Source organism: Escherichia sp. MOD1-EC5990 (assembly GCF_002965285.1).
Classification (GTDB): domain Bacteria; phylum Pseudomonadota; class Gammaproteobacteria; order Enterobacterales; family Enterobacteriaceae; genus Escherichia; species Escherichia coli_F.
In genome coordinates, this window is sequence record NZ_PTRV01000004.1 from 105,072 (window position 1) to 124,191 (window position 19,120).

The 19,120-nt window shown below is 44.8% G+C and carries 14 protein-coding genes and 1 tRNA gene; 9 read left to right on the forward strand and 6 right to left on the reverse strand.

The genetic code is table 11. The annotated features are described in order from the left end of the window. Nucleotides 1-20: 20 nt before the first annotated feature. Genes BEB42_RS06210 through ygeW form a run of 3 tightly spaced genes read right to left on the reverse strand, consistent with a single transcriptional unit; the run spans nt 21 to nt 3,732 of the window. Complete coding sequence (locus BEB42_RS06210) at nt 21-1,232, reverse strand: YgeY family selenium metabolism-linked hydrolase (RefSeq protein ID WP_001107125.1); 1,212 nt, start codon at nt 1,230-1,232, stop codon at nt 21-23. Between the two features lie 57 nt (nt 1,233-1,289). Further along, nucleotides 1,290-2,486, reverse strand: coding sequence for a diaminopropionate ammonia-lyase (gene dpaL / locus BEB42_RS06215; protein ID WP_000110502.1), 1,197 nt, complete (start codon nt 2,484-2,486; stop codon nt 1,290-1,292). Nucleotides 2,487-2,544: 58 nt separating this feature from the next. After that, nucleotides 2,545-3,732 carry a knotted carbamoyltransferase YgeW gene (gene ygeW, locus BEB42_RS06220; protein ID WP_001360948.1) on the reverse strand — a complete coding sequence of 396 codons (1,188 nt, stop codon included), beginning with the start codon at nt 3,730-3,732 and terminating at the stop codon, nt 2,545-2,547. Between the two features lie 478 nt (nt 3,733-4,210). Between ygeW and BEB42_RS06225 the strand changes: the two genes are divergently transcribed. Next, entirely contained in the window at nt 4,211-5,989 is a 1,779-nt protein-coding gene (locus tag BEB42_RS06225; protein WP_000417774.1) for a sigma-54 interaction domain-containing protein, read from the forward strand. 39 nt (nt 5,990-6,028) lie between these two features. Here BEB42_RS06225 and xdhC read toward each other — a convergent pair whose 3' ends face one another. The 3 genes from xdhC to xdhA are packed head-to-tail and all read right to left on the reverse strand — an operon-like array spanning nt 6,029 to nt 9,691. Further along, on the reverse strand, nt 6,029-6,508 hold the full coding sequence (gene xdhC / locus BEB42_RS06230) for a xanthine dehydrogenase iron sulfur-binding subunit XdhC (protein ID WP_001016584.1): 480 nt from the start codon (nt 6,506-6,508) through the stop codon (nt 6,029-6,031). Next, on the reverse strand, nt 6,505-7,383 hold the full coding sequence (xdhB, locus tag BEB42_RS06235) for a xanthine dehydrogenase FAD-binding subunit XdhB (RefSeq protein ID WP_000459196.1): 879 nt from the start codon (nt 7,381-7,383) through the stop codon (nt 6,505-6,507). Before xdhB ends, xdhC begins: the two co-directional genes overlap by 4 nt. Nucleotides 7,384-7,393: 10 nt before the next feature. Next, nucleotides 7,394-9,691, reverse strand: a complete 2,298-nt coding sequence (gene xdhA / locus BEB42_RS06240) for a xanthine dehydrogenase molybdenum-binding subunit XdhA (RefSeq protein WP_000388124.1) — start codon at nt 9,689-9,691, stop codon at nt 7,394-7,396. A 415-nt stretch (nt 9,692-10,106) separates the two neighbouring features. On the opposite strand from xdhA, the gene actS reads away from it, so the two are divergent. The 8 genes from actS to BEB42_RS06285 all read left to right on the forward strand — a co-directional run bounded on the left by actS (nt 10,107) and on the right by BEB42_RS06285 (nt 19,101). Beyond that, complete coding sequence (gene actS / locus BEB42_RS06250) at nt 10,107-10,862, forward strand: amidase activator ActS (protein WP_001352963.1); 756 nt, start codon at nt 10,107-10,109, stop codon at nt 10,860-10,862. Between the two features lie 78 nt (nt 10,863-10,940). Beyond that, nucleotides 10,941-11,014, forward strand: a tRNA-Gly gene (locus BEB42_RS06255). Nucleotides 11,015-11,247: 233 nt separating this feature from the next. After that, on the forward strand, nt 11,248-12,858 hold the full coding sequence (locus BEB42_RS06260; protein ID WP_123058297.1) for a glycoside hydrolase family 15 protein: 1,611 nt from the start codon (nt 11,248-11,250) through the stop codon (nt 12,856-12,858). A 65-nt stretch (nt 12,859-12,923) separates the two neighbouring features. Continuing rightward, complete coding sequence (locus tag BEB42_RS06265) at nt 12,924-13,103, forward strand: GhoT/OrtT family toxin (RefSeq protein ID WP_001352966.1); 180 nt, start codon at nt 12,924-12,926, stop codon at nt 13,101-13,103. A 345-nt stretch (nt 13,104-13,448) separates the two neighbouring features. Next, a complete protein-coding gene (eivF, locus tag BEB42_RS06270) occupies nt 13,449-14,198 on the forward strand; it encodes a type III secretion system transcriptional regulator EivF (RefSeq protein ID WP_000568778.1) in 750 nt (249 codons plus the stop codon). Then, nucleotides 14,195-15,898 carry a type III secretion system outer membrane ring subunit SctC gene (gene sctC / locus BEB42_RS06275; protein ID WP_000694676.1) on the forward strand — a complete coding sequence of 568 codons (1,704 nt, stop codon included), beginning with the start codon at nt 14,195-14,197 and terminating at the stop codon, nt 15,896-15,898. The genes eivF and sctC overlap by 4 nt, the downstream gene beginning before the upstream one ends. A gap of 4 nt (nt 15,899-15,902) precedes the next feature. Beyond that, a complete protein-coding gene (locus tag BEB42_RS06280; RefSeq protein WP_105267231.1) occupies nt 15,903-17,048 on the forward strand; it encodes a YopN/LcrE/InvE/MxiC type III secretion system gatekeeper in 1,146 nt (381 codons plus the stop codon). After that, nucleotides 17,041-19,101 carry an EscV/YscV/HrcV family type III secretion system export apparatus protein gene (locus BEB42_RS06285; protein WP_000482504.1) on the forward strand — a complete coding sequence of 687 codons (2,061 nt, stop codon included), beginning with the start codon at nt 17,041-17,043 and terminating at the stop codon, nt 19,099-19,101. Before BEB42_RS06280 ends, BEB42_RS06285 begins: the two co-directional genes overlap by 8 nt. Nucleotides 19,102-19,120: the final 19 nt, after the last annotated feature.

A 19,120-nucleotide genomic window follows, 5' to 3' on the forward strand; every position in this document is an offset into this window, starting at 1 on the left:
GGGGAATAAGTGAAGAATAATTATTCGGTTGCCAGCCAGCTTAACGGGATTGCAGCGTACATAGCGGCACAGGTCACCAGGTGAGATTTCCAGGTTTTTTCGTTAGGTGCGTGCGCTTCAGGTTCTTTACCAGGGCCAAAACCGATCACCGGAATGCCGTGACGACCCATGATGGAGACGCCGTTAGTTGAGAAGGTCCACTTATCAACAACCGGCGCTTTGCCAAACAGCCCTTCGTAGGCATTCACCAGTGCTTTAACAGTGAAGTGATCTTCTTCCACTTTCCAGGTCGGGAAGTAGCATTCGGTTGGGTAAACCAGGCCAGTCCAGGACGGACGGTCGTAGTTGTACATAGAAACAACCGCGTTAGCTTTCTGTACCGCAGGCAGGGCGCGGATTTCGTCCAGCGCGCCTTCCCAGGTTTCGCCCCAGGTCAGACGACGGTCAATTGAAACTGCGCAGCTGTCTGCTACAGCGCAACGGCTTGGAGATGTGAAGAAGATTTCAGAAACGGTGAGGGTGCCTTTGCCGAGGAATTCGTCATAGCCCAGGCGCTGGGAGAGTTCCTGCAATTCGCCAAGAATCGGACCCATTTTGAAAATGGCGTTATCACCGCGCTCTGGCGCAGAGCCGTGGCAGCTAACGCCCTGAACATCAATGCGAATTTCCATACGACCGCGTTGACCACGATATACCTGGCAGTCGGTTGGTTCGGTACTGACCACAAATTCCGGGCGAATGCCAGATTGTTCAATAATGTACTGCCAGCACAGACCGTCGCAGTCTTCTTCCTGCACAGTGCCGGTGACCAGCAGGGTGTATTCATCTTCCAGACCGAGGTCTTTAATGATTTTACCGGCATAAACCATAGATGCCATGCCGCCTTCCTGGTCGGAAGTACCACGGCCGCCGATCAGCTCATCAGTTTCCATGCCTTCGTACGGATCGAAGTCCCAGTTTTTGATGTTGCCAATGCCGACGGTGTCGATATGCGCGTCCATCGCCACCAGACGCGGGCCGTGACCGATATAACCGAGCACGTTGCCCATCGGGTCGATTTCAACTTTATCGAAGCCGACTTTTTCCATCTCTTCTTTAATACGATGTACTACGCGTTTTTCATCGCAGCTTTCACTGGGAATAGCAACCATATCGCGCAGAAAGCGAGTCATGTCTGCCTGGTAATCTTTTGCTTTTTCAAGAATCAGTTTGAATGGAATATTCTTAGCCATTATTTTTCTCCAGATTTTTTACTCCCCGTTTGGCGGGGAGCAGTTCCAATAGGGTGATTAAGGTGCTACAGAGTGTTTGCCTTCCCAGACAACTTCGCGGTAGTGCTTCACGTCGGTGTCGCCTTCAGTGCTGATAACCAGCACCACTGCATCTTTGTTCAGCGCCAGTTTTTCCATCAGGCTTTGACGTTGCGGGTGATAATGAACCGCCGCGAGAACGCCTAAACCGACAGCGCCGGATTCACCGGAGATGATGCGCGGGTCGTTGCCGTACGGATTACCCAGCACGCGCATACCTAATGCGGCAACGCTGTCCTGGCAGGAGATGAATTGGGTGGCGCAGTTACGTAGGATTTCCCAGCCCAGTGGGTTAGGTTCGCCGCAAGCCAGGCCCGCCATGATAGTGGCCATATCGCCGCCAACGTTGACGATGTCGCCTTTGACACCAGAACGATAGATACAGTCAGCTTTGTCAGGTTCAACAATAATGCTGTGCAGATTTTGCGGGCTGTAGACGTCGACCAGATAACCCAGTACGCCGCCGGCCATCGCGCCGACACCGGCTTGCAGCAGAACGTGTGTTGGGGTTACGCCCATTTCACGCATTTGCTCGACGGCTTCATCTGCCAGAGTGGCATAGCCCTGCATGATCCAGGTTGGGATTTTGGTGTAGCCTTCCCAGGCGGTATCTTGCACCACTTCCCAGCCGTGTTGCTGCGCGTGTTGCATGGTCAGACGAACGGTATCGTCATAGTTCATATCAGTGACGATGCACTCGGCTCCGAGGTTCAGAATGGCGTCAACGCGTTCCTGAGCGGAACCTTTCGGCATGTAAATTACCGCGTTCTGACCGAGTTGCTGTGCTGCCCAGGCAACACCGCGCCCGTGGTTGCCGTCGGTCGTTGTAGCAAATGTCATTTTTTCGCCGATGGCACTTTTCAGATGCTCGAATGACAGTGTTTCGATATCAAGATGATATTTTTCGCACAACAACTGAGCGATGGCATATGCGCCGCCGAGCATTTTGAATGCGTTCAGACCGAATCGTTTTGATTCGTCCTTAACGAGAATTTTTTTCACCCCAAAAAGGTTTGCGAGATCGTCCAGCGCGCAAAGTGGTGTTGGGCGATAGCCAGCAATTTTCTGGTGGAACTGGCGCGCCAGTTTTGCCTGGCTTTGCGAAAAGAGCGGTGATGTTTCGCCGTTGAAAAATTTGTTATCGGCGATATCAATCTTCAATGAGAAAACGGACATATCCTATCCTTTTGGCCTCTGGAAATAGAGAGCCGACCTGTCGATCGGCCCGAGGTGGTTATTTCACGCGTTCTTGCGCTTCTTTCAGCAGTTGTTCGAGCAGTGCGCCTGGTTTGGAATATTTACGGGAAAGGATCATTGCTGCGATGATGTATGGCTTCCAGCTGGCTTCTTTGTAGGTCGCGATACGGTATTTTTCGAATACGCCTTCAGTGACTTCACCTTCTTTGCAGGATACGCCGCTGATATCTGCTGGCAGGCAGTGCATGTACAGGGCTTCGCCATCACGGGTCAGTTCCATCATCTCTTCAGTGCAATGCCAGTCTTTGTGTTGCGCGTTCTGTGCCAGACACTGTTTTTCCAGTGCTTTTAAGCCTTCGTGATCGTTCGCACGCAGCAGTTCAGTACGCTCTTCCATCACTTTGTAAGGTGCCCATGACTTCGGATAAACGATGTCTGCGTCTTTGAAGGCTTCTTCCATGCTGGTGACCTGACGGAAGCTACCGCCAGAGGCTTTAGCATTATTTTTAGCTACTTCAACTACATCCGGGATCAAATCGTAGCCTTCCGGATGGGCCAGGGTGACATCCATACCGAAGCGGGTCATCAGGCCGATAATGCCTTGCGGTACAGAGAGCGGTTTGCCGTAGCTTGGCGAGTAGGCCCAGGTCATGGCGATTTTTTTACCTTTCAGGTTTTCGAGCGAACCAAAGTGTTCACGCAACCATGCCAGGTCAGCCATTGACTGAGTCGGATGGTCGATATCGCATTGTAGGTTCACTAAAGCCGGACGCTGTGGAAGCACGCCCTGCTTGTAGCCGTCATCAAGCGCAGCGCCAACTTCACGCATATAGGCGTTACCTGCGCCCAGATACATATCGTCACGAATACCAATAGCGTCGGCGCAGAAGGAGATCATATTGGCGGTTTCACGTACGGTTTCGCCGTGAGCGATTTGTGATTTGCCTTCGTCGAGATCTTGCTGTGCAAGGCCGAGCAGGTTAAGCGCGGAAGCATAAGAGAAGCGGGTACGGGTGGAGTTGTCGCGGAATACGGAAATACCTAATCCACTATTAAAGACTTTGGTTGAGATGTTTTCAGCACGCAGTGCTTTTAATGCTGCGGCAACGTCCAGTACTTGTTTCAGTTCATCAGGCGTCTGTTCCCACGTTAACAAAAAATCTTTCTCGTGAAGGTGAGAGGTCAGCGAATTGATATCCTTAATCAGCTCATTAACAGTTTTCATCATAAAGTCCCGGTAGTGGAATGACAGGCAAAGTGGTTTATTTCACTGTGACTTGCCAAAGTGATTGGTGTTTTCACAGCTATACCAGGGACTAACAATAAGTGTGCCAGAATTATCCACGCGGCTATAAAAGACTAATTTGACGGGTAATGTGTGGTGTAGATCACAAATTGATGCCAGCTTCCGGTTGTGTGTAAAATACGAAAACGTTTGGCTTTTTTTATTGCGTTGTTTATTTGCTGCTAAGTATCAGAAATAAGATAAAGGGGCAGGCTATCCCTCGTCAGTTTGATAAACTCACCGCTGTAATTCTCATATTGATATAGAAATGTGATATCTCTTCCATAATTTCATTAGAAAGTGATAAAAACCTTATGTTTTTATCAAAGCCAATTTCGCCTGAGTTAATATCATGATGATCTGTGAACCATCAACGTCTTCAATGATCGACTTTTAAGTAAGTCTGGAAGGTAAAGCTATGGAGCTTGCTACTACGCAGTCAGTATTGATGCAAATTCAACCGACAATTCAGCGTTTTGCCAGAATGCTTGCCAGCGTTTTGCAGCTTGAGGTTGAGATCGTTGATGAAAACTTGTGTCGCGTCGCCGGAACGGGCGCGTATGGGAAGTTTCTTGGCCGCCAGTTGAGCGGCAACTCACGCCTGCTCCGCCACGTCCTGGAAACGAAAACTGAAAAAGTTGTGACACAGTCTCGCTTCGATCCCCTTTGCGAAGGTTGCGATAATAAAGATAATTGTCGCGAAAAAGCATTTCTGGGTACGCCTGTCATTTTACAGGATCGTTGTGTTGGGGTGATAAGTTTGATTGCAGTTACCCACGAGCAACAAGAACATATCAGTGATAATTTACGCGAGTTTTCTGATTACGTTCGCCATATATCCACCATTTTTGTTTCGAAACTTCTGGAGGATCAGGGACCAGGAGATAACATCAGTAAAATATTCGCGACCATGATCGATAATATGGATCAGGGCGTATTAGTTGTTGATGACGATAATCGGGTTCAGTTTGTTAATCAGACGGCCTTAAAAACACTCGGTGTTGTGCAAAATAATATTATTGGGAAACCTATCCGTTTCAGACCATTAACATTTGAGAGTAATTTTACCCACGGACATATGCAACATATTGTTTCGTGGGACGATAAAAGTGAATTAATCATTGGTCAATTGCATAACATTCAGGGCAGACAATTATTTTTAATGGCGTTTCACCAATCGCATACCAGTTTTTCTGTAGCAAATGCACCTGATGAACCGCATATTGAACAATTGGTTGGCGAGTGCCGTGTTATGCGGCAATTAAAACGACTCATTAGCCGTATTGCACCCAGCCCATCCAGCGTTATGGTGGTTGGTGAAAGCGGCACGGGTAAAGAAGTCGTCGCGCGTGCAATCCATAAGTTGAGTGGAAGACGAAATAAACCCTTTATTGCTATCAACTGTGCCGCGATTCCTGAACAACTTCTGGAGAGCGAACTATTCGGTTATGTTAAAGGCGCATTTACTGGCGCTTCAGCCAACGGTAAAACAGGGTTGATTCAGGCGGCGAATACGGGCACGCTGTTTCTCGATGAAATTGGTGATATGCCATTAATGTTGCAGGCTAAATTACTGCGCGCTATTGAGGCGCGTGAAATACTGCCGATTGGTGCCAGTAGCCCAATTCAGGTCGACATCCGTATCATTTCTGCAACTAACCAGAATTTGGCCCAGTTCATCGCCGAAGGTAAATTCCGCGAAGATCTCTTCTACCGACTTAATGTTATCCCGATCACTCTTCCACCGCTGCGTGAACGTCAGGAAGATATTGAACTGCTGGTACATTACTTTTTACATCTGCATACCCGTCGTCTGGGATCGGTTTATCCGGGTATTGCTCCCGATGTCGTCGAGATATTGCGTAAGCATCGTTGGCCCGGAAACCTGCGCGAGTTAAGCAATTTAATGGAATATCTGGTTAACGTTGTTCCTTCAGGTGAAGTTATCGACAGCACGCTATTGCCGCCAAATTTGCTGAATAATGGCACAACAGAGCAAAGTGATGTAACAGAGGTCAGCGAGGCGCACTTGGCACTCGATGATGCGGGCGGCACGGCGCTGGAGGAGATGGAAAAGCAAATGATCCGCGAGGCGCTTTCACGTCATAACAGCAAGAAGCAAGTTGCTGATGAACTGGGTATCGGCATTGCTACGCTCTATCGCAAGATAAAGAAATATGAGTTGTTAAACGCATAACCTCAGTAAATCCGGCCTGAGTTCAGGCCGGATATCCTTTTACTTCGTTTTCTCGCAATCCAGAACTGTATTTACAATCATCTGATACCCCGTGCAGCGACAAAGATTTCCCGCCAGGCCGCGACGAATCTCCGTAATAGTTAATGGCTTCTCGCGTGGTTTCGCCAGCATTGCCGTGGTAGCCATAATCAGGCCAGGCGTACAAAACCCGCACTGCACCGCGCCGGATTTCGCATAAGCTTGCTGGACATGAGAAAGTTTTCCGCCTTTCGCTTCACCTTCCAGCGTGCGGATTTCTTTGCCTTCAGCCCAGGCGGCAAGGTATAAGCAACTGTCTATCGCAGTACCGTCGACCAGCACCGTACAGGCACCACATTCACCCACGCAGCAACCTTGCTTGACGCTTAGCAGCCCTTGTTCGCGGAGTAATTCCGAGAGCGGCGTGCCTGGCGCGGCGTGAAGCTGAAAAGGTATCCCGTTAATGGTGCATGCGATGGTAATTGTTTCGCTGTGATTCATTGCAATTTTCCCCCCGCCGCGGCGACGGCTTCGCTAATCACTTTTTTGGTCATCGTCTGGATGAGATGCAGACGAAACTCTTTGCTGGCCCGCCATGAAGAACGCGGGGCGACATCCTGCAGGACTGATTCGCTGATGGCTTCCAGCGTTTGCAGGTTTAATGGCGCATTTTGTGCAGTTTGTTCGGCATGTTGGCAGCGAATCGGCGTTGGCGCGGCAACGCCAAATGCCAGGCGTAATTCGCTGAAATTGCCGTTATCCAGTCGGCAATGTGCGGCACAGCCAATCGTTGAAATATCCATCGCATCGCGCATGGCATATTTAAAATGGGCGCTGCCTGCGTGTTCTTTCGGCTGGGGCGGAAAATGAAAGGCGACAAGGATTTCGTCATGCTCAAGGGACACTTTGCCCGGTCCGGTGTGGAAGCCATTAATCGGGACGAAACGAACACCGCGCGGGGAGTGGATCTCCAGCTTCGCATCATAAATTAGCGTTGGCGTGGCAGAATCCGCGCTGGTGGCTCCATTGCAAATATTTCCTCCGTAGGTAGCGACGTTACGGATCTGCGGCCCGGCAATGGATGAAGCCGCAGCACATAACGCCGGGAGATGACGTTGAGTTATAGGATCTTCAATGAGCTGGGTAAATGTCGTTGCTGAGCCGATGCGTAGCGAGTCATCTTCCGCTAGCGTAATTCCACGAAGCTCCGTCAGATTGTGGATATCAACAATATGGCGATAACGGTCATTGTGATGGTGGAGCTGAATCAGTACGTCAGTGCCACCGGCGAGCAGTTTGGCCTGTGGGTTGTCAGCTAGCAGGTTGATGGCATCGGCAAGGGTTGCTGCGCGATGGTAAGAAGCAAAATCAAACATGATGTTATCCTCAAATCAATCCTGCCAGATGGAACTCTTCATATAACCGTTTTGGCGTCAGCGGCAGTGTATTGATTGCAACACCGGTAGCCATCTTCACCGCGTTACGAATAGCAGCGGCAACAGGAATTATGGGTGGTTCACCCAGTGACTTATGTCCGTATGCGGATTGCGGCTCATTGATTTCGACGAACGCGCTTTCCAGTTGTGGCAGATCCGGCATGGTGGGCATTTTGTAATCCAGCAGATTGGGGTTACGGACCACGCCGCTTTTCGCATCGATGATCATTTCTTCAAATAGCGCCCAGCCAATGCCCATTCCCATTCCGCCGTGTACCTGACCTTCTGCCAGCAACGGATTAAGAATATGGCCCGAATCATGAACGTTGAGGATGCGGTTGATGGTGACTTTGCACAGCGCAATATCGACAGTCAGATCAACAAAGGTACAGCCAAACGCCGGTGGGTTAGTGGTGGTTTTGATGGAGCTTTCGGCAGAGAGCTGCCCGCCGCGTTCAGGGTGGTAGAAGGCGTCCATCGCCAGATCTTTTAACGACAATAACGATTCCTCCGGTCGTTCAACCAGCACGATATGGCCTTTTATCAGGGTAAGATTCATCGCTGACTGATGTAGCATGACAGCGGCGTGAGCGATGATTTTCTCCTTTAATAACAGTGCCGCACTGCGCAGCGCAGGCGCGGCAACATAGCTCTGGCGTGAGGCAAATGCGCCGGGATCGAACGGCGTAATGTCGGTATCTTGGGTTGAAATAACGCGAACGTCGCTGACCGGAACCCCCACGGTTTCTGCTACCATTTGCGAGAAGACAGTGTCGGCCCCCTGACCGATTTCCGTTGCGCCGCTTTGCACGTTGATGGTTCCATCCTGATTCATCAGAAGGCGCGCGCCTGCTATTTCTACGCCGACAGGCCAGGTGTTAGAGGTGTAGCTAAAACAGGCGACGCCAACGCCGCGGCGTAAATTGCCTTGCTGGTTCTGGCATTCTGCACGGCGTTTTTCCCATTCAAAGATTTTCCGGCCTTTTTCAAGACACTCCGGCAACCCTGCGCTGTAAATACGTTTGCCCGTGAGCGGATTAGCATCTCCTTCGCGGGCGGCGTTGCGTAAACGAATTTCAATAGGATCAATATGTAACGCTGTCGCGGCGTCATCAAGCATTGACTCAACGGCAAATACGACTTGTGGCGCGCCATAACCGCGCATCGCTCCAGCCGAGGGGAGGTTGGTATAAAAGGTCTTTGAACTGTAAGCGTAGGCACAACGAGGATAAAGGTAAGCGACTTTATTCCCGCCCGCAGAAGCGATGGAGTGCCCGTGAGATGCATAAGCGCCTGTGTTAGACAGAACATCCAGACTATAGCCTTTCAACGTTCCGTCTCGGTTTACGCCCATTTGCCCGTCAATAGTAAAAGCGTGGCGGGTACGGGTTGCGAGGAAACACTCTTCACGGCTAAGGGAAACTTTCACCGGAATGCCGCCGAGCTTGCTGGTCAGAAAAGCCGCCATGGGCTCTTCCAGCACATCCTGTTTATTACCAAAACCGCCACCGACAAACGGTTTGATGACTCGTACGCATGACCAGGGAATACCCAGCGCCTGACCAACCACGCGGCGAACAATGTGCGGGATCTGGGTGCTGGAAACGATGGTAATTCGTGAATCATCTTCCATCCATGCCAGTGAGGTCACGCTTTCCATATGACAATGTTGAATGACCGGCGTCTGATAGTGCCCCTGGACCTGGTGATCGGCGGCATCAATTGTTTGTTGGACATTGCCCGTCGACATCGAGCTTTGTTTTAGTAAATTGCCGCCGTTATGGATTGGTGCAGCATCTTCTGCCAACGCCGCTTCTGGCGTGGTGATAACGGGTAATTCTTGCCACTCAATGCTGACCAATTGCGCCGCTTTTTCTGCCGTGAGTTCATCACGGGCCACGACGATGGCAACGGCGTCACCATGATGACGAACATGGCGAGTTAGCAGTGCGCGATCGGCGGTATCGCGCTTGTTTTCGTCAAGTGTCCAGGCATGCCCAGCTGTAGCGAATGGGATATCAGGTACATCTTCCCAGGTAAAAATTGCCAGTACGCCTGGTAAACTTCTGGCTTGTTCATCATTAATACTTACGGCATAACCATGTGCGATAGGGCTACGTACATATTTCGCGTAACACATGCCCGCCATAACATAATCGTCAGTATATCGTGCCCGCCCAGTGACCTTAGCAATGGCATCGACGCGCATGCATGATTCACCCGTAGCGGTTGCTTCCCGCGCTTCCATAGAAATCCCCTCGATTTGAACATTTGGTTCTTATGGCAAAGATTTAGTCTAAGCAGGCAAGATTTACGCCAGAAACGACGATAAACGTTAGGGGAGGAAGGAAGTGTGATGACGTTAAAAAAATACAGATACGATACGAAACAGGACTTTGAATAGGGACAGTGATACGTATCAATATGAGTGGCGATAAAATCAATGTGATAAATCAGGATTATTACGCAGCAGGATGGGAAATAGGGTAAAAGAGTCAGGAACTTCGATACCACCACAGCAAATATTTTGCTGATGATACTTCCCTTTGCCAAATGAAATTAATCTCTTTCTCAATTACCTCGTTTTTCCAGAAGCGAGAGATTGGGTATCCAGAGGCTGGCTGCTATGATATGGCGTCTTGTTTTTTAAGCGAGGAAAGATTTTGAGTGCGGGACGCCTGAATAAAAAATCTCTGGGTATCGTGATGTTGTTATCGATTGGACTGCTTTTGGCGGGCTGTTCGGGTAGCAAATCATCCGATACAGGAACGTATTCCGGCTCCGTTTACACCGTGAAACGGGGGGATACGCTATATCGTATTTCGCGCACCACGGGAACCAGCGTAAAAGAACTTGCGCGACTGAACGGCATTTCACCCCCTTACACCATTGAAGTTGGTCAGAAACTAAAACTGGGTGGGGCGAAAAATAGCAGTAGTACACGTAAAGCAACCGCCAAATCAACGACCAAAACCGCATCGGTTACACCGTCATCAGCGGTACCGAAATCTTCCTGGCCGCCAGTAGGGCAACGTTGTTGGTTATGGCCAACGACAGGGAAAGTTATCATGCCGTATTCGACAGCTGATGGCGGCAATAAAGGGATTGATATCTCTGCTCCACGGGGTACACCTATTTACGCCGCGGGTGCAGGAAAGGTGGTGTATGTGGGCAACCAGCTGCGTGGCTACGGTAATCTCATCATGATTAAACACAGTGAAGATTACATTACGGCTTACGCCCATAATGACACGATGCTGGTAAATAATGGGCAAAGCGTGAAGGCTGGGCAAAAAATCGCCACTATGGGGAGCACTGATGCGGCATCTGTTCGCTTGCATTTCCAGATTCGTTACCGTGCTACGGCAATTGATCCGCTGCGTTACTTGCCGCCTCAGGGCAGCAAGCCAAAATGCTGATGGCGAATTAATCAGCAGTCAGCAGCGCGGCACTTGCTAAGGAGAGCGTAAGGTTTATAATGCCTTACGCATCTCGAAGCGGGCGTAGTTCAATGGTAGAACGAGAGCTTCCCAAGCTCTATACGAGGGTTCGATTCCCTTCGCCCGCTCCAATTTATCTTCACCTCATCAATCTGCCATTTTTGCTGTATCTGATTTTCTATATTATCTTAATTCAATTGCTTCAGACTTTTCGCAATCGCTGTAACACTTCCCCATTTTTTTGTAAATAAAAAGCGTTTACGCAATGCAATCCTTTTGTAACAACCCAGGTAAAATACCTTATTTTCAAGTTGTTAAATAAGTGGTTATCTACGCTTTTAACAAACGATAGATGGAATATTTTATGAAAGGGAAATCTGCATTAACTCTTCTGCTCGCTGGTATATTTTCGTGCGGCACATGCCAGGCGACAGGGGCAGAAGTGACGAGTGAATCTGTATTTAACATTCTTAATTCCACGGGGGCAGCAACAGATAAAAGTTATTTATCGTTAAATCCAGATAAGTATCCTAAATATCGTCTTCTGATTCACTCAGCCAAATTACAAAATGAAATAAAGAGCCACTATACCAAAGACGAAATTCAAGGATTGCTAACATTAACAGAAAACACACGAAAGTTAACGTTGACGGAGAAACCCTGGGGAACGTTTATTCTTGCTTCTACTTTCGAAGATGACAAAACAGCGGCAGAAACCCACTATGATGCTGTCTGGCTGAGGGATAGTTTATGGGGCTATATGGCATTAGTATCAGATCAGGGAAATAGTGTAGCCGCAAAAAAGGTTCTGCTCACTCTGTGGGATTATATGTCTACGCCCGACCAGATTAAGCGGATGCAGGACGTCATTAGCAACCCAAAACGACTGGATGGTATTCCTGGGCAAATGAATGCTGTGCATATCCGATTTGACAGCAACTCCCCCGTGATGGCAGATGTGCAGGAAGAAGGCAAGCCGCAGCTGTGGAACCATAAACAAAATGATGCGTTAGGTCTTTATCTTGATCTCCTTATACAAGCAATCGACACTGGTACTATTAACGCTGAAGATTGGCAAAAAGGTGACCGATTAAAATCGGTTGCGCTGCTGATTGCTTATCTGGATAAAGCCAATTTCTATGTTATGGAAGATTCCGGAGCGTGGGAGGAAGATGCCCGATTAAACACATCTTCCGTTGCACTGGTGACCTCTGGACTGGAACGTTTGTCAAACCTACTCTCGAAGAAAGACTCTGTTTTTATCTCTGATTTACTACGCGAAGCTAAAGCCAATGAACTGGATGAACCACTTTCAACAACGAGGTTGAACCACCTCATAGATAAAGGTTATGAAAGAATAACGCTACAGCTTGATTTAGGGGGAGAATCTCCTGGTTATCTGGAAAAAGATAAACATTACAGAGAAGCTGATGCGGCCTTACTTAATGTTATTTATCCTGCAAATCTTTCAAAGATAAATACCAGAAGAAAAGAGCAAGTTTTAAAAATAGTTAAAAAACTAGCAGGTCCGTATGGTATAAAAAGATACGAGAAGGATAATTATCAGTCGGCAAATTTTTGGTTCAATGATATTAAAACTGATACTGATGAAAATTCACATGCGAAAAGAGAAAAGAGCTTCATTCCATCAACAGAAGCAGAATGTTTTTTTGACTCATGGTATGCAAAATCAGCAGCAATTGTTTATAAAGAATCAAGAAAAGAAGAATATTTGAATGACTCAGTGCAATTTATGAATAGATCATTGGCCCAAATAACAGGCGAGAATATGATTGGTGCAAATGGCAGGAGCGTACCTGAAATGGCACTTCCCGAAAGCTATAACTATATCCACAAGTCAGGAACTTTGCATGAAGCGCCAAGCCCTATCATTCCTCTAAACTGGTCGAAAGCCTCAATGACTCTTATGTTGAAAGAAATGTCCAACCTTATCAATGATGAGGGAATTAAATAGTTTTCATAATGAGGCGGTCCTGGATTAAAAGGACCGCTCAAAGAGAAATCGTAAGGGAGGTAAAAGTGATCAATAAATTACTGTTAGCTTACCTGATAGGTCTGGTTGTGACATCGACCTTAATATTTATCTTCTCGGAAGAAAAAGTAACATATCGGTTGTTTGCTGCAGTAATTACAGGGTTGACCTGGCCGCTTAGCCTCATTCCATCCATCATAAGTATCATAATTCGTAAATCCGACTAACAAGAAAATTATATGAACGATTAAGAAAAATAGAATCGAAAAAGAGAATAAAATATATGCGGGGAGTAACAAAACACTCGCAGTGCGTTAATGTGTAACTAACAAATATGATTTTTATTGAAAATAGTCACCAAACAAGTGTTATAAGAAATACGGGGTATGTTTAAGTAAAACATATCAACAGTTGCAATTCTGTATATGGACAGGATGACTTACTACTGTAAGTGGCTGATAGCTATTCGCTCATAACAAAATCATTATTTTATAAATAGGAATCATCACTTTTTAATCATGTTTTTATTGCAAGTTTATGGAGAATGAGAATATGGAATAAGGAGATGAAACATGATTGAAGAAGGGCTGTTACTTCCAATGAATGTTTTGCTTCAAGGACAGAAGTTAACCCTACTGGACCCTGAAATGTGGTTCTTACGGGGAAATGAAAACAAGGATGTAACCCTTGTTATTACGATTGGTAATAACCATCAAAAATTAATGGTAGTGGAAGACATATTACTGCTCATTGACCGAAGCCAAATTGAGGTAACTGCAGGGAAAGTAATTTATCATCCACTTCGCATTGATATCCTGAGTAAATTATTAGCTTTTATAGATGAATCAACGGGGAGTGTGGAAAGGGAACACCATGACTTGTTTGCTGATGCCTTGCCCTTTGCATCAGAAGTTGTGCTATTCAGTAAAGTTGCAAGTGAAGCCTGGTTTTTAGCCACTTATCTGAGCAGCGATAATATTAATGAAATTCTGTTTCAGCATCTAAGAAAAACAGAATGCTATAAACTGGTTCGCTATTTATTATCGCAATCGCTCATACAGACTTCACTCTATGATCTTGGTGAGCTTTACGGCGTATCGTATTCACATTTTCGCCGTTTATGTAGTTATGCATTGGGTGGTAAAGTTAAAACGGAATTATGTGGCTGGAGAGTTGCCAGAGCCGTGTTGGAAATCATTGAAGGAAACAGTGATATGACAACTATTGCGCATAAATATGGCTACTCATCCTCATCACACTTTTCAGCCGAAGTAAAAAGCCGATTAGGAAAAACACCGAGAGAACTATGTAAAAAGTTATGAAAATAAAATTACGTATTACTATTATATTAATTTCAGCCTTATGCATTTTTAATGGATTATTGACTCCTGGTGCATATGCCGCAGCAGCGAATGGATACGTAGCAAATAAAGAAAATCTACGTAGTTTTTTTGAAACGGTTTCATCATATGCGGGTAAGCCTACAATAGTAAGTAAGCTTGCCATGAAGAAACAGATCAGCGGAAATTTTGATTTAACCGAACCCTATGCCTTGATTGAACGCCTGTCGGCGCAGATGGGACTTATTTGGTACGATGATGGCAAAGCTATTTATATCTATGACTCATCAGAGATGCGTAATGCGCTGATTAATCTGAGAAAGGTATCGACGAATGAGTTTAATAATTTTTTAAAAAAATCGGGTCTGTATAACTCTCGTTATGAAATTAAAGGGGGCGGCAATGGTACTTTCTATGTATCGGGGCCACCGGTTTATGTTGACCTGGTCGTTAATGCTGCAAAATTAATGGAGCAAAACAGTGATGGCATTGAGATCGGACGCAATAAAGTAGGTATTATTCACCTGGTCAACACATTCGTTAATGACCGGACTTATGAATTACGTGGCGAAAAGATAGTTATTCCTGGCATGGCAAAAGTACTATCGACGTTGTTAAATAATAACATTAAGCAAAGCACTGGGGTTAACGTACTTTCTGAAATTTCAAGTCGTCAACAACTAAAAAACGTATCACGTATGCCTCCTTTTCCTGGTGCTGAAGAAGATGATGACCTACAAGTAGAGAAAATAATATCGACAGCTGGAGCGCCAGAGACTGACGATATACAAATTATTGCATATCCAGATACCAACAGTTTACTTGTTAAAGGAACAGTATCTCAGGTTGATTTTATCGAGAAGTTAGTAGCTACGCTCGATATTCCAAAGCGACATATTGAATTATCTTTATGGATAATAGATATTGATAAGACTGATCTAGAACAGTTAGGAGCTGACTGGTCGGGCACGATAAAAATTGGATCCAGCCTAAGTGCATCATTTAATAATTCAGGTTCAATTAGTACCCTGGATGGGACACAGTTTATTGCAACAATACAGGCACTTGCACAAAAAAGAAGAGCCGCCGTTGTTGCTCGTCCTGTCGTTTTAACACAGGAGAATATTCCTGCTATATTTGATAATAACCGTACTTTCTATACTAAATTAGTCGGCGAGCGTACTGCGGAGTTGGATGAAGTAACCTATGGTACGATGATTAGCGTGCTACCACGATTTGCTTCGCGAAATCAAATTGAATTACTCTTGAATATTGAAGATGGCAATGAAATCAATTCCGACAAGACCAATGTTGATGATCTGCCTCAGGTTGGTAGAACGCTTATAAGTACTATTGCGCGCGTGCCTCAAGGGAAAAGTCTTTTGATTGGTGGATATACACGAGATACGAATACCTATGAAAGTCGCAAGATACCAATATTAGGCAGTATTCCATTTATTGGTAAATTATTTGGATATGAAGGAACAAATGCGAATAACATCGTTCGTGTCTTTCTTATTGAGCCAAGAGAGATCGATGAGCGCATGATGAATAATGCGAATGAGGCTGCGGTTGACGCCAGAGCAATAACACAGCAAATGGCAAAAAATAAAGAAATCAACGATGAATTACTGCAGAAATGGATAAAAACTTACCTGAATCGTGAAGTCGTCGGAGGATAGTGAAATGGCGATTCATGTAGAGCATGTCGGTGTATTAGAAAGAGCCAGAGAAGTTTCTCGCTTAGAGGACATTATCACAGAAGATAATGAAGATATTGAAGCTGAAATGCCTAAAATGGGAGATGATCCCGCCGGTAAAGAAGCTCGATTCTTACAAGCTACTGACGAGATGTCAGCAGCGTTAACGCAGTTTATGAAGAAAAAAATCTACGAAGAACAACTGGCTAACTTTCTGGACGGAGAAGAATATGTCCTGGAAGATCAGCCAATAGAAAAAACCGATAAAGTCATGGAGGCGCTTAAGGCAGCAACTACCCATGACTATGAAGTGTATAGCTTTGCTAAAAAATTATTTCCAGATGAAAGCGATCTGGTGGTTGTATTACGTGCAATTTTACGTAAAAAACAAATATCTGAAAATGTTCGGCTAAACGCTGAAGCATTATTTAGAAAAGTTAATCAAGAGACTACTAAAAAATTCATTAATAGTGGCATTAACTCGGCATTAAAAGCAAAGTTATTTGGCCAGGCGTTGTCATTAAATCCAAAATTACTAAGGGCAAGTTATCGACAATTTTTAATGGCAGAAGACGATGCTGTAGATACTTATGTAGAATGGATTGGTAGTTATGGCTATCAAAATAGAATGCTAGTGACAAAATTTATCAAAGAGACGCTTTTCTCAGATATAAATGCACTTGATGCGAGTTGTTCATCATTGGAATTTGGTATGTTTCTCAATAAGTTGTCACAACTATTGTCTCTTCAGTCGGCAGAGGCTTTATTTCTGAAAACTTTAATGAATAACCCAATAATTAAAAAATTTATTAGCGCAGAAGATTACTGGATATTTTTTCTGATATCGTTAATAAAATTTCCTGAGACTGCAGAGGAACTCCTGAAAAATGCACTGGTAACCCTACCCGCAGATGCTAATTATAAAGACAAAACGTTACTCCTGAAGGCGATTTACAGCGGATGTAAAAATCTTCCATTTTCACTTTTTATTAATAATGAACAATTATTAGAGATTAGGGAGTGTTGTAAACAGGCAATAAAAGTAACATTTGCAGTAGAGCTCTTTGATACACAAAACAGTAATAAAAAACAAAATAAAAAACCATGGAAGAAGGTAATGTTCAATGTTTAACAAAGTTTTGATAGGGTTAAGGAGTCATCCAGAATTAATAATTCTTGGATTAATGGTGATGATTATCGCCATGCTCATAATTCCATTGCCCACTTACTTAATCGATTTTTTGATTGGGCTGAACTTAACATTGGCAATACTTGTGTTTTTAGGATCATTCTATGTTGATAGGATCTTAAGTTTTTCTTCATTCCCATCAATTCTCCTCATCACAACGTTATTTCGTTTGGCGCTGGCGATCAGTACCAGTCGACTTATACTTCTTGAGGCGGACGCCGGAGAAATTATAACGAGTTTTGGTGAATTCGTTATTGGAGATAGCCTGGTAGTTGGTTTCGTTATTTTCTCCATTGTTACTATTGTTCAGTTTATCGTGATTACTAAAGGTTCGGAACGTGTGGCTGAAGTTGCTGCCCGCTTTTCGCTTGACGGTATGCCAGGTAAACAAATGAGTATTGACGCCGATCTACGCGCCGGGATCATTGATGCAGATTTAGCAAAAGAACGTCGTAGCGTATTAGAGCGAGAGAGTCAGCTGTATGGTTCCTTTGATGGTGCGATGAAATTTATCAAAGGTGATGCTATTGCAAACATCATTATTATCTTTGTTAATATTATCGGTGGGCTATCAGTAGGAGTAGGCCAAAATGGAATGGATTTCTCGACAGCGTTGACCGTCTACACAATTCTTACCGTCGGTGATGGTCTTGTTTCTCAAATTCCAGCTTTATTAATTGCTATTAGCGCAGGGTTTATCGTAACGCGCGTGAATGGCGATAGTGATAATATGGGGCAAAATATAATGTCCCAGTTATTAAGTAATTCTTTTGTCATTATTGTGACATGTGTCCTCGCGCTAAGTATTGGGTTGCTTCCAGGTTTTCCCCTTCTTGTGTTTTTATGTTTGGCAGTAATCTTAGGAATTTATTTTTACTTTAAATTCAAAAAGAAAGGGGTTGAAGAAACGGTTGTTGAGGGAGATATCACCGTTGGGTTGGAACCCTATAATCAGGATGATGATATTTCATTAGGTATTATTAATAAACTTGATCAGGTTATTACCGAAACGGTACCCTTGGTTTTGATTATGAATAGTGTACAGGCTAAAAAATACACTGAAATCAATCTTGCTGATAGGATTCGTAGTCAGTTTTTTATTGAGTATGGTATCCGTATTCCCGGTATTGTCATTCGTGAGGGGGAAGGCCTTAATGATGAAGATGTCATATTAATGCTAAATGAAGTCAGAGCCTCGCAATTTAAAATTTATCATGATCTTGTCTTGTTGGTTGAATATTCAGATGAGGTGGTTTCGACTTTGATCAAGAAACCTGTCATCGTAAATAGTAATGGTGAACAATATTATTGGGTTACAAAAAGTGATGCCCAAAAATTAACAAAAATTGGCTGTTATACACGCACGGCCATGGATGAAATGTACAATCATTTATCTGTATGTCTGGCTCATAATATTAATGAGTATTTTGGTATACAAGAAACCAAATATATTCTTGATCAATTAGAGATGAAGTATCCTGATCTATTAAAAGAAATATTAAGATATATAACCGTGCAGCGCATTTCAGAGGTAATTCAGCGTCTGATCCAGGAGCGAATTTCAGTGCGCAATATGCGTTTAGTTATGGAGGCTTTAGCATTATGGAGCCCACGAGAGAAAGATATAATTACACTCGTTGAGCATGTACGAGGTGCATTAGGTCGCTACATTTGCCATAAGTTTTCATATTCTGGAGAAATTAAAGCAATTGTGATTTCGCCTGAAATAGAGGACAGAATCAGAGATGGTGTCAGGCCTACCGCTGGCGGTACTTTTCTTAATCTCGATGCATCCGAAGCTGAGATGATTCTGGATAATTTTAAACTGGCACTTTCTGGAATCAATATTCCTATTAAAGACATTATTTTACTGGGATCTGTGGATATTCGTCGTTTTATCAAAAAACTTATTGAATCTAGTTATCGAGACCTCGAAGTACTTTCGTACGGGGAACTAACGGAAAATGTTCCCGTTAATATTCTGAAAACTATTTAGGATAATGTCTTGCGATATG

Coding starts and splice junctions, on each gene's coding strand:
- BEB42_RS06210 (WP_001107125.1), bottom strand. CDS start 1,232: ATGGCTAAGAATATTCCATTCAAACTGATTCTTGAAAAAGCAAAAGAT.
- dpaL (WP_000110502.1), bottom strand. CDS start 2,486: ATGTCCGTTTTCTCATTGAAGATTGATATCGCCGATAACAAATTTTTC.
- ygeW (WP_001360948.1), bottom strand. CDS start 3,732: ATGAAAACTGTTAATGAGCTGATTAAGGATATCAATTCGCTGACCTCT.
- BEB42_RS06225 (WP_000417774.1), top strand. CDS start 4,211: ATGGAGCTTGCTACTACGCAGTCAGTATTGATGCAAATTCAACCGACA.
- xdhC (WP_001016584.1), bottom strand. CDS start 6,508: ATGAATCACAGCGAAACAATTACCATCGCATGCACCATTAACGGGATA.
- xdhB (WP_000459196.1), bottom strand. CDS start 7,383: ATGTTTGATTTTGCTTCTTACCATCGCGCAGCAACCCTTGCCGATGCC.
- xdhA (WP_000388124.1), bottom strand. CDS start 9,691: ATGGAAGCGCGGGAAGCAACCGCTACGGGTGAATCATGCATGCGCGTC.
- BEB42_RS06260 (WP_123058297.1), top strand. CDS start 11,248: ATGAAAGGGAAATCTGCATTAACTCTTCTGCTCGCTGGTATATTTTCG.
- eivF (WP_000568778.1), top strand. CDS start 13,449: ATGATTGAAGAAGGGCTGTTACTTCCAATGAATGTTTTGCTTCAAGGA.
- sctC (WP_000694676.1), top strand. CDS start 14,195: ATGAAAATAAAATTACGTATTACTATTATATTAATTTCAGCCTTATGC.
- BEB42_RS06280 (WP_105267231.1), top strand. CDS start 15,903: ATGGCGATTCATGTAGAGCATGTCGGTGTATTAGAAAGAGCCAGAGAA.
- BEB42_RS06285 (WP_000482504.1), top strand. CDS start 17,041: ATGTTTAACAAAGTTTTGATAGGGTTAAGGAGTCATCCAGAATTAATA.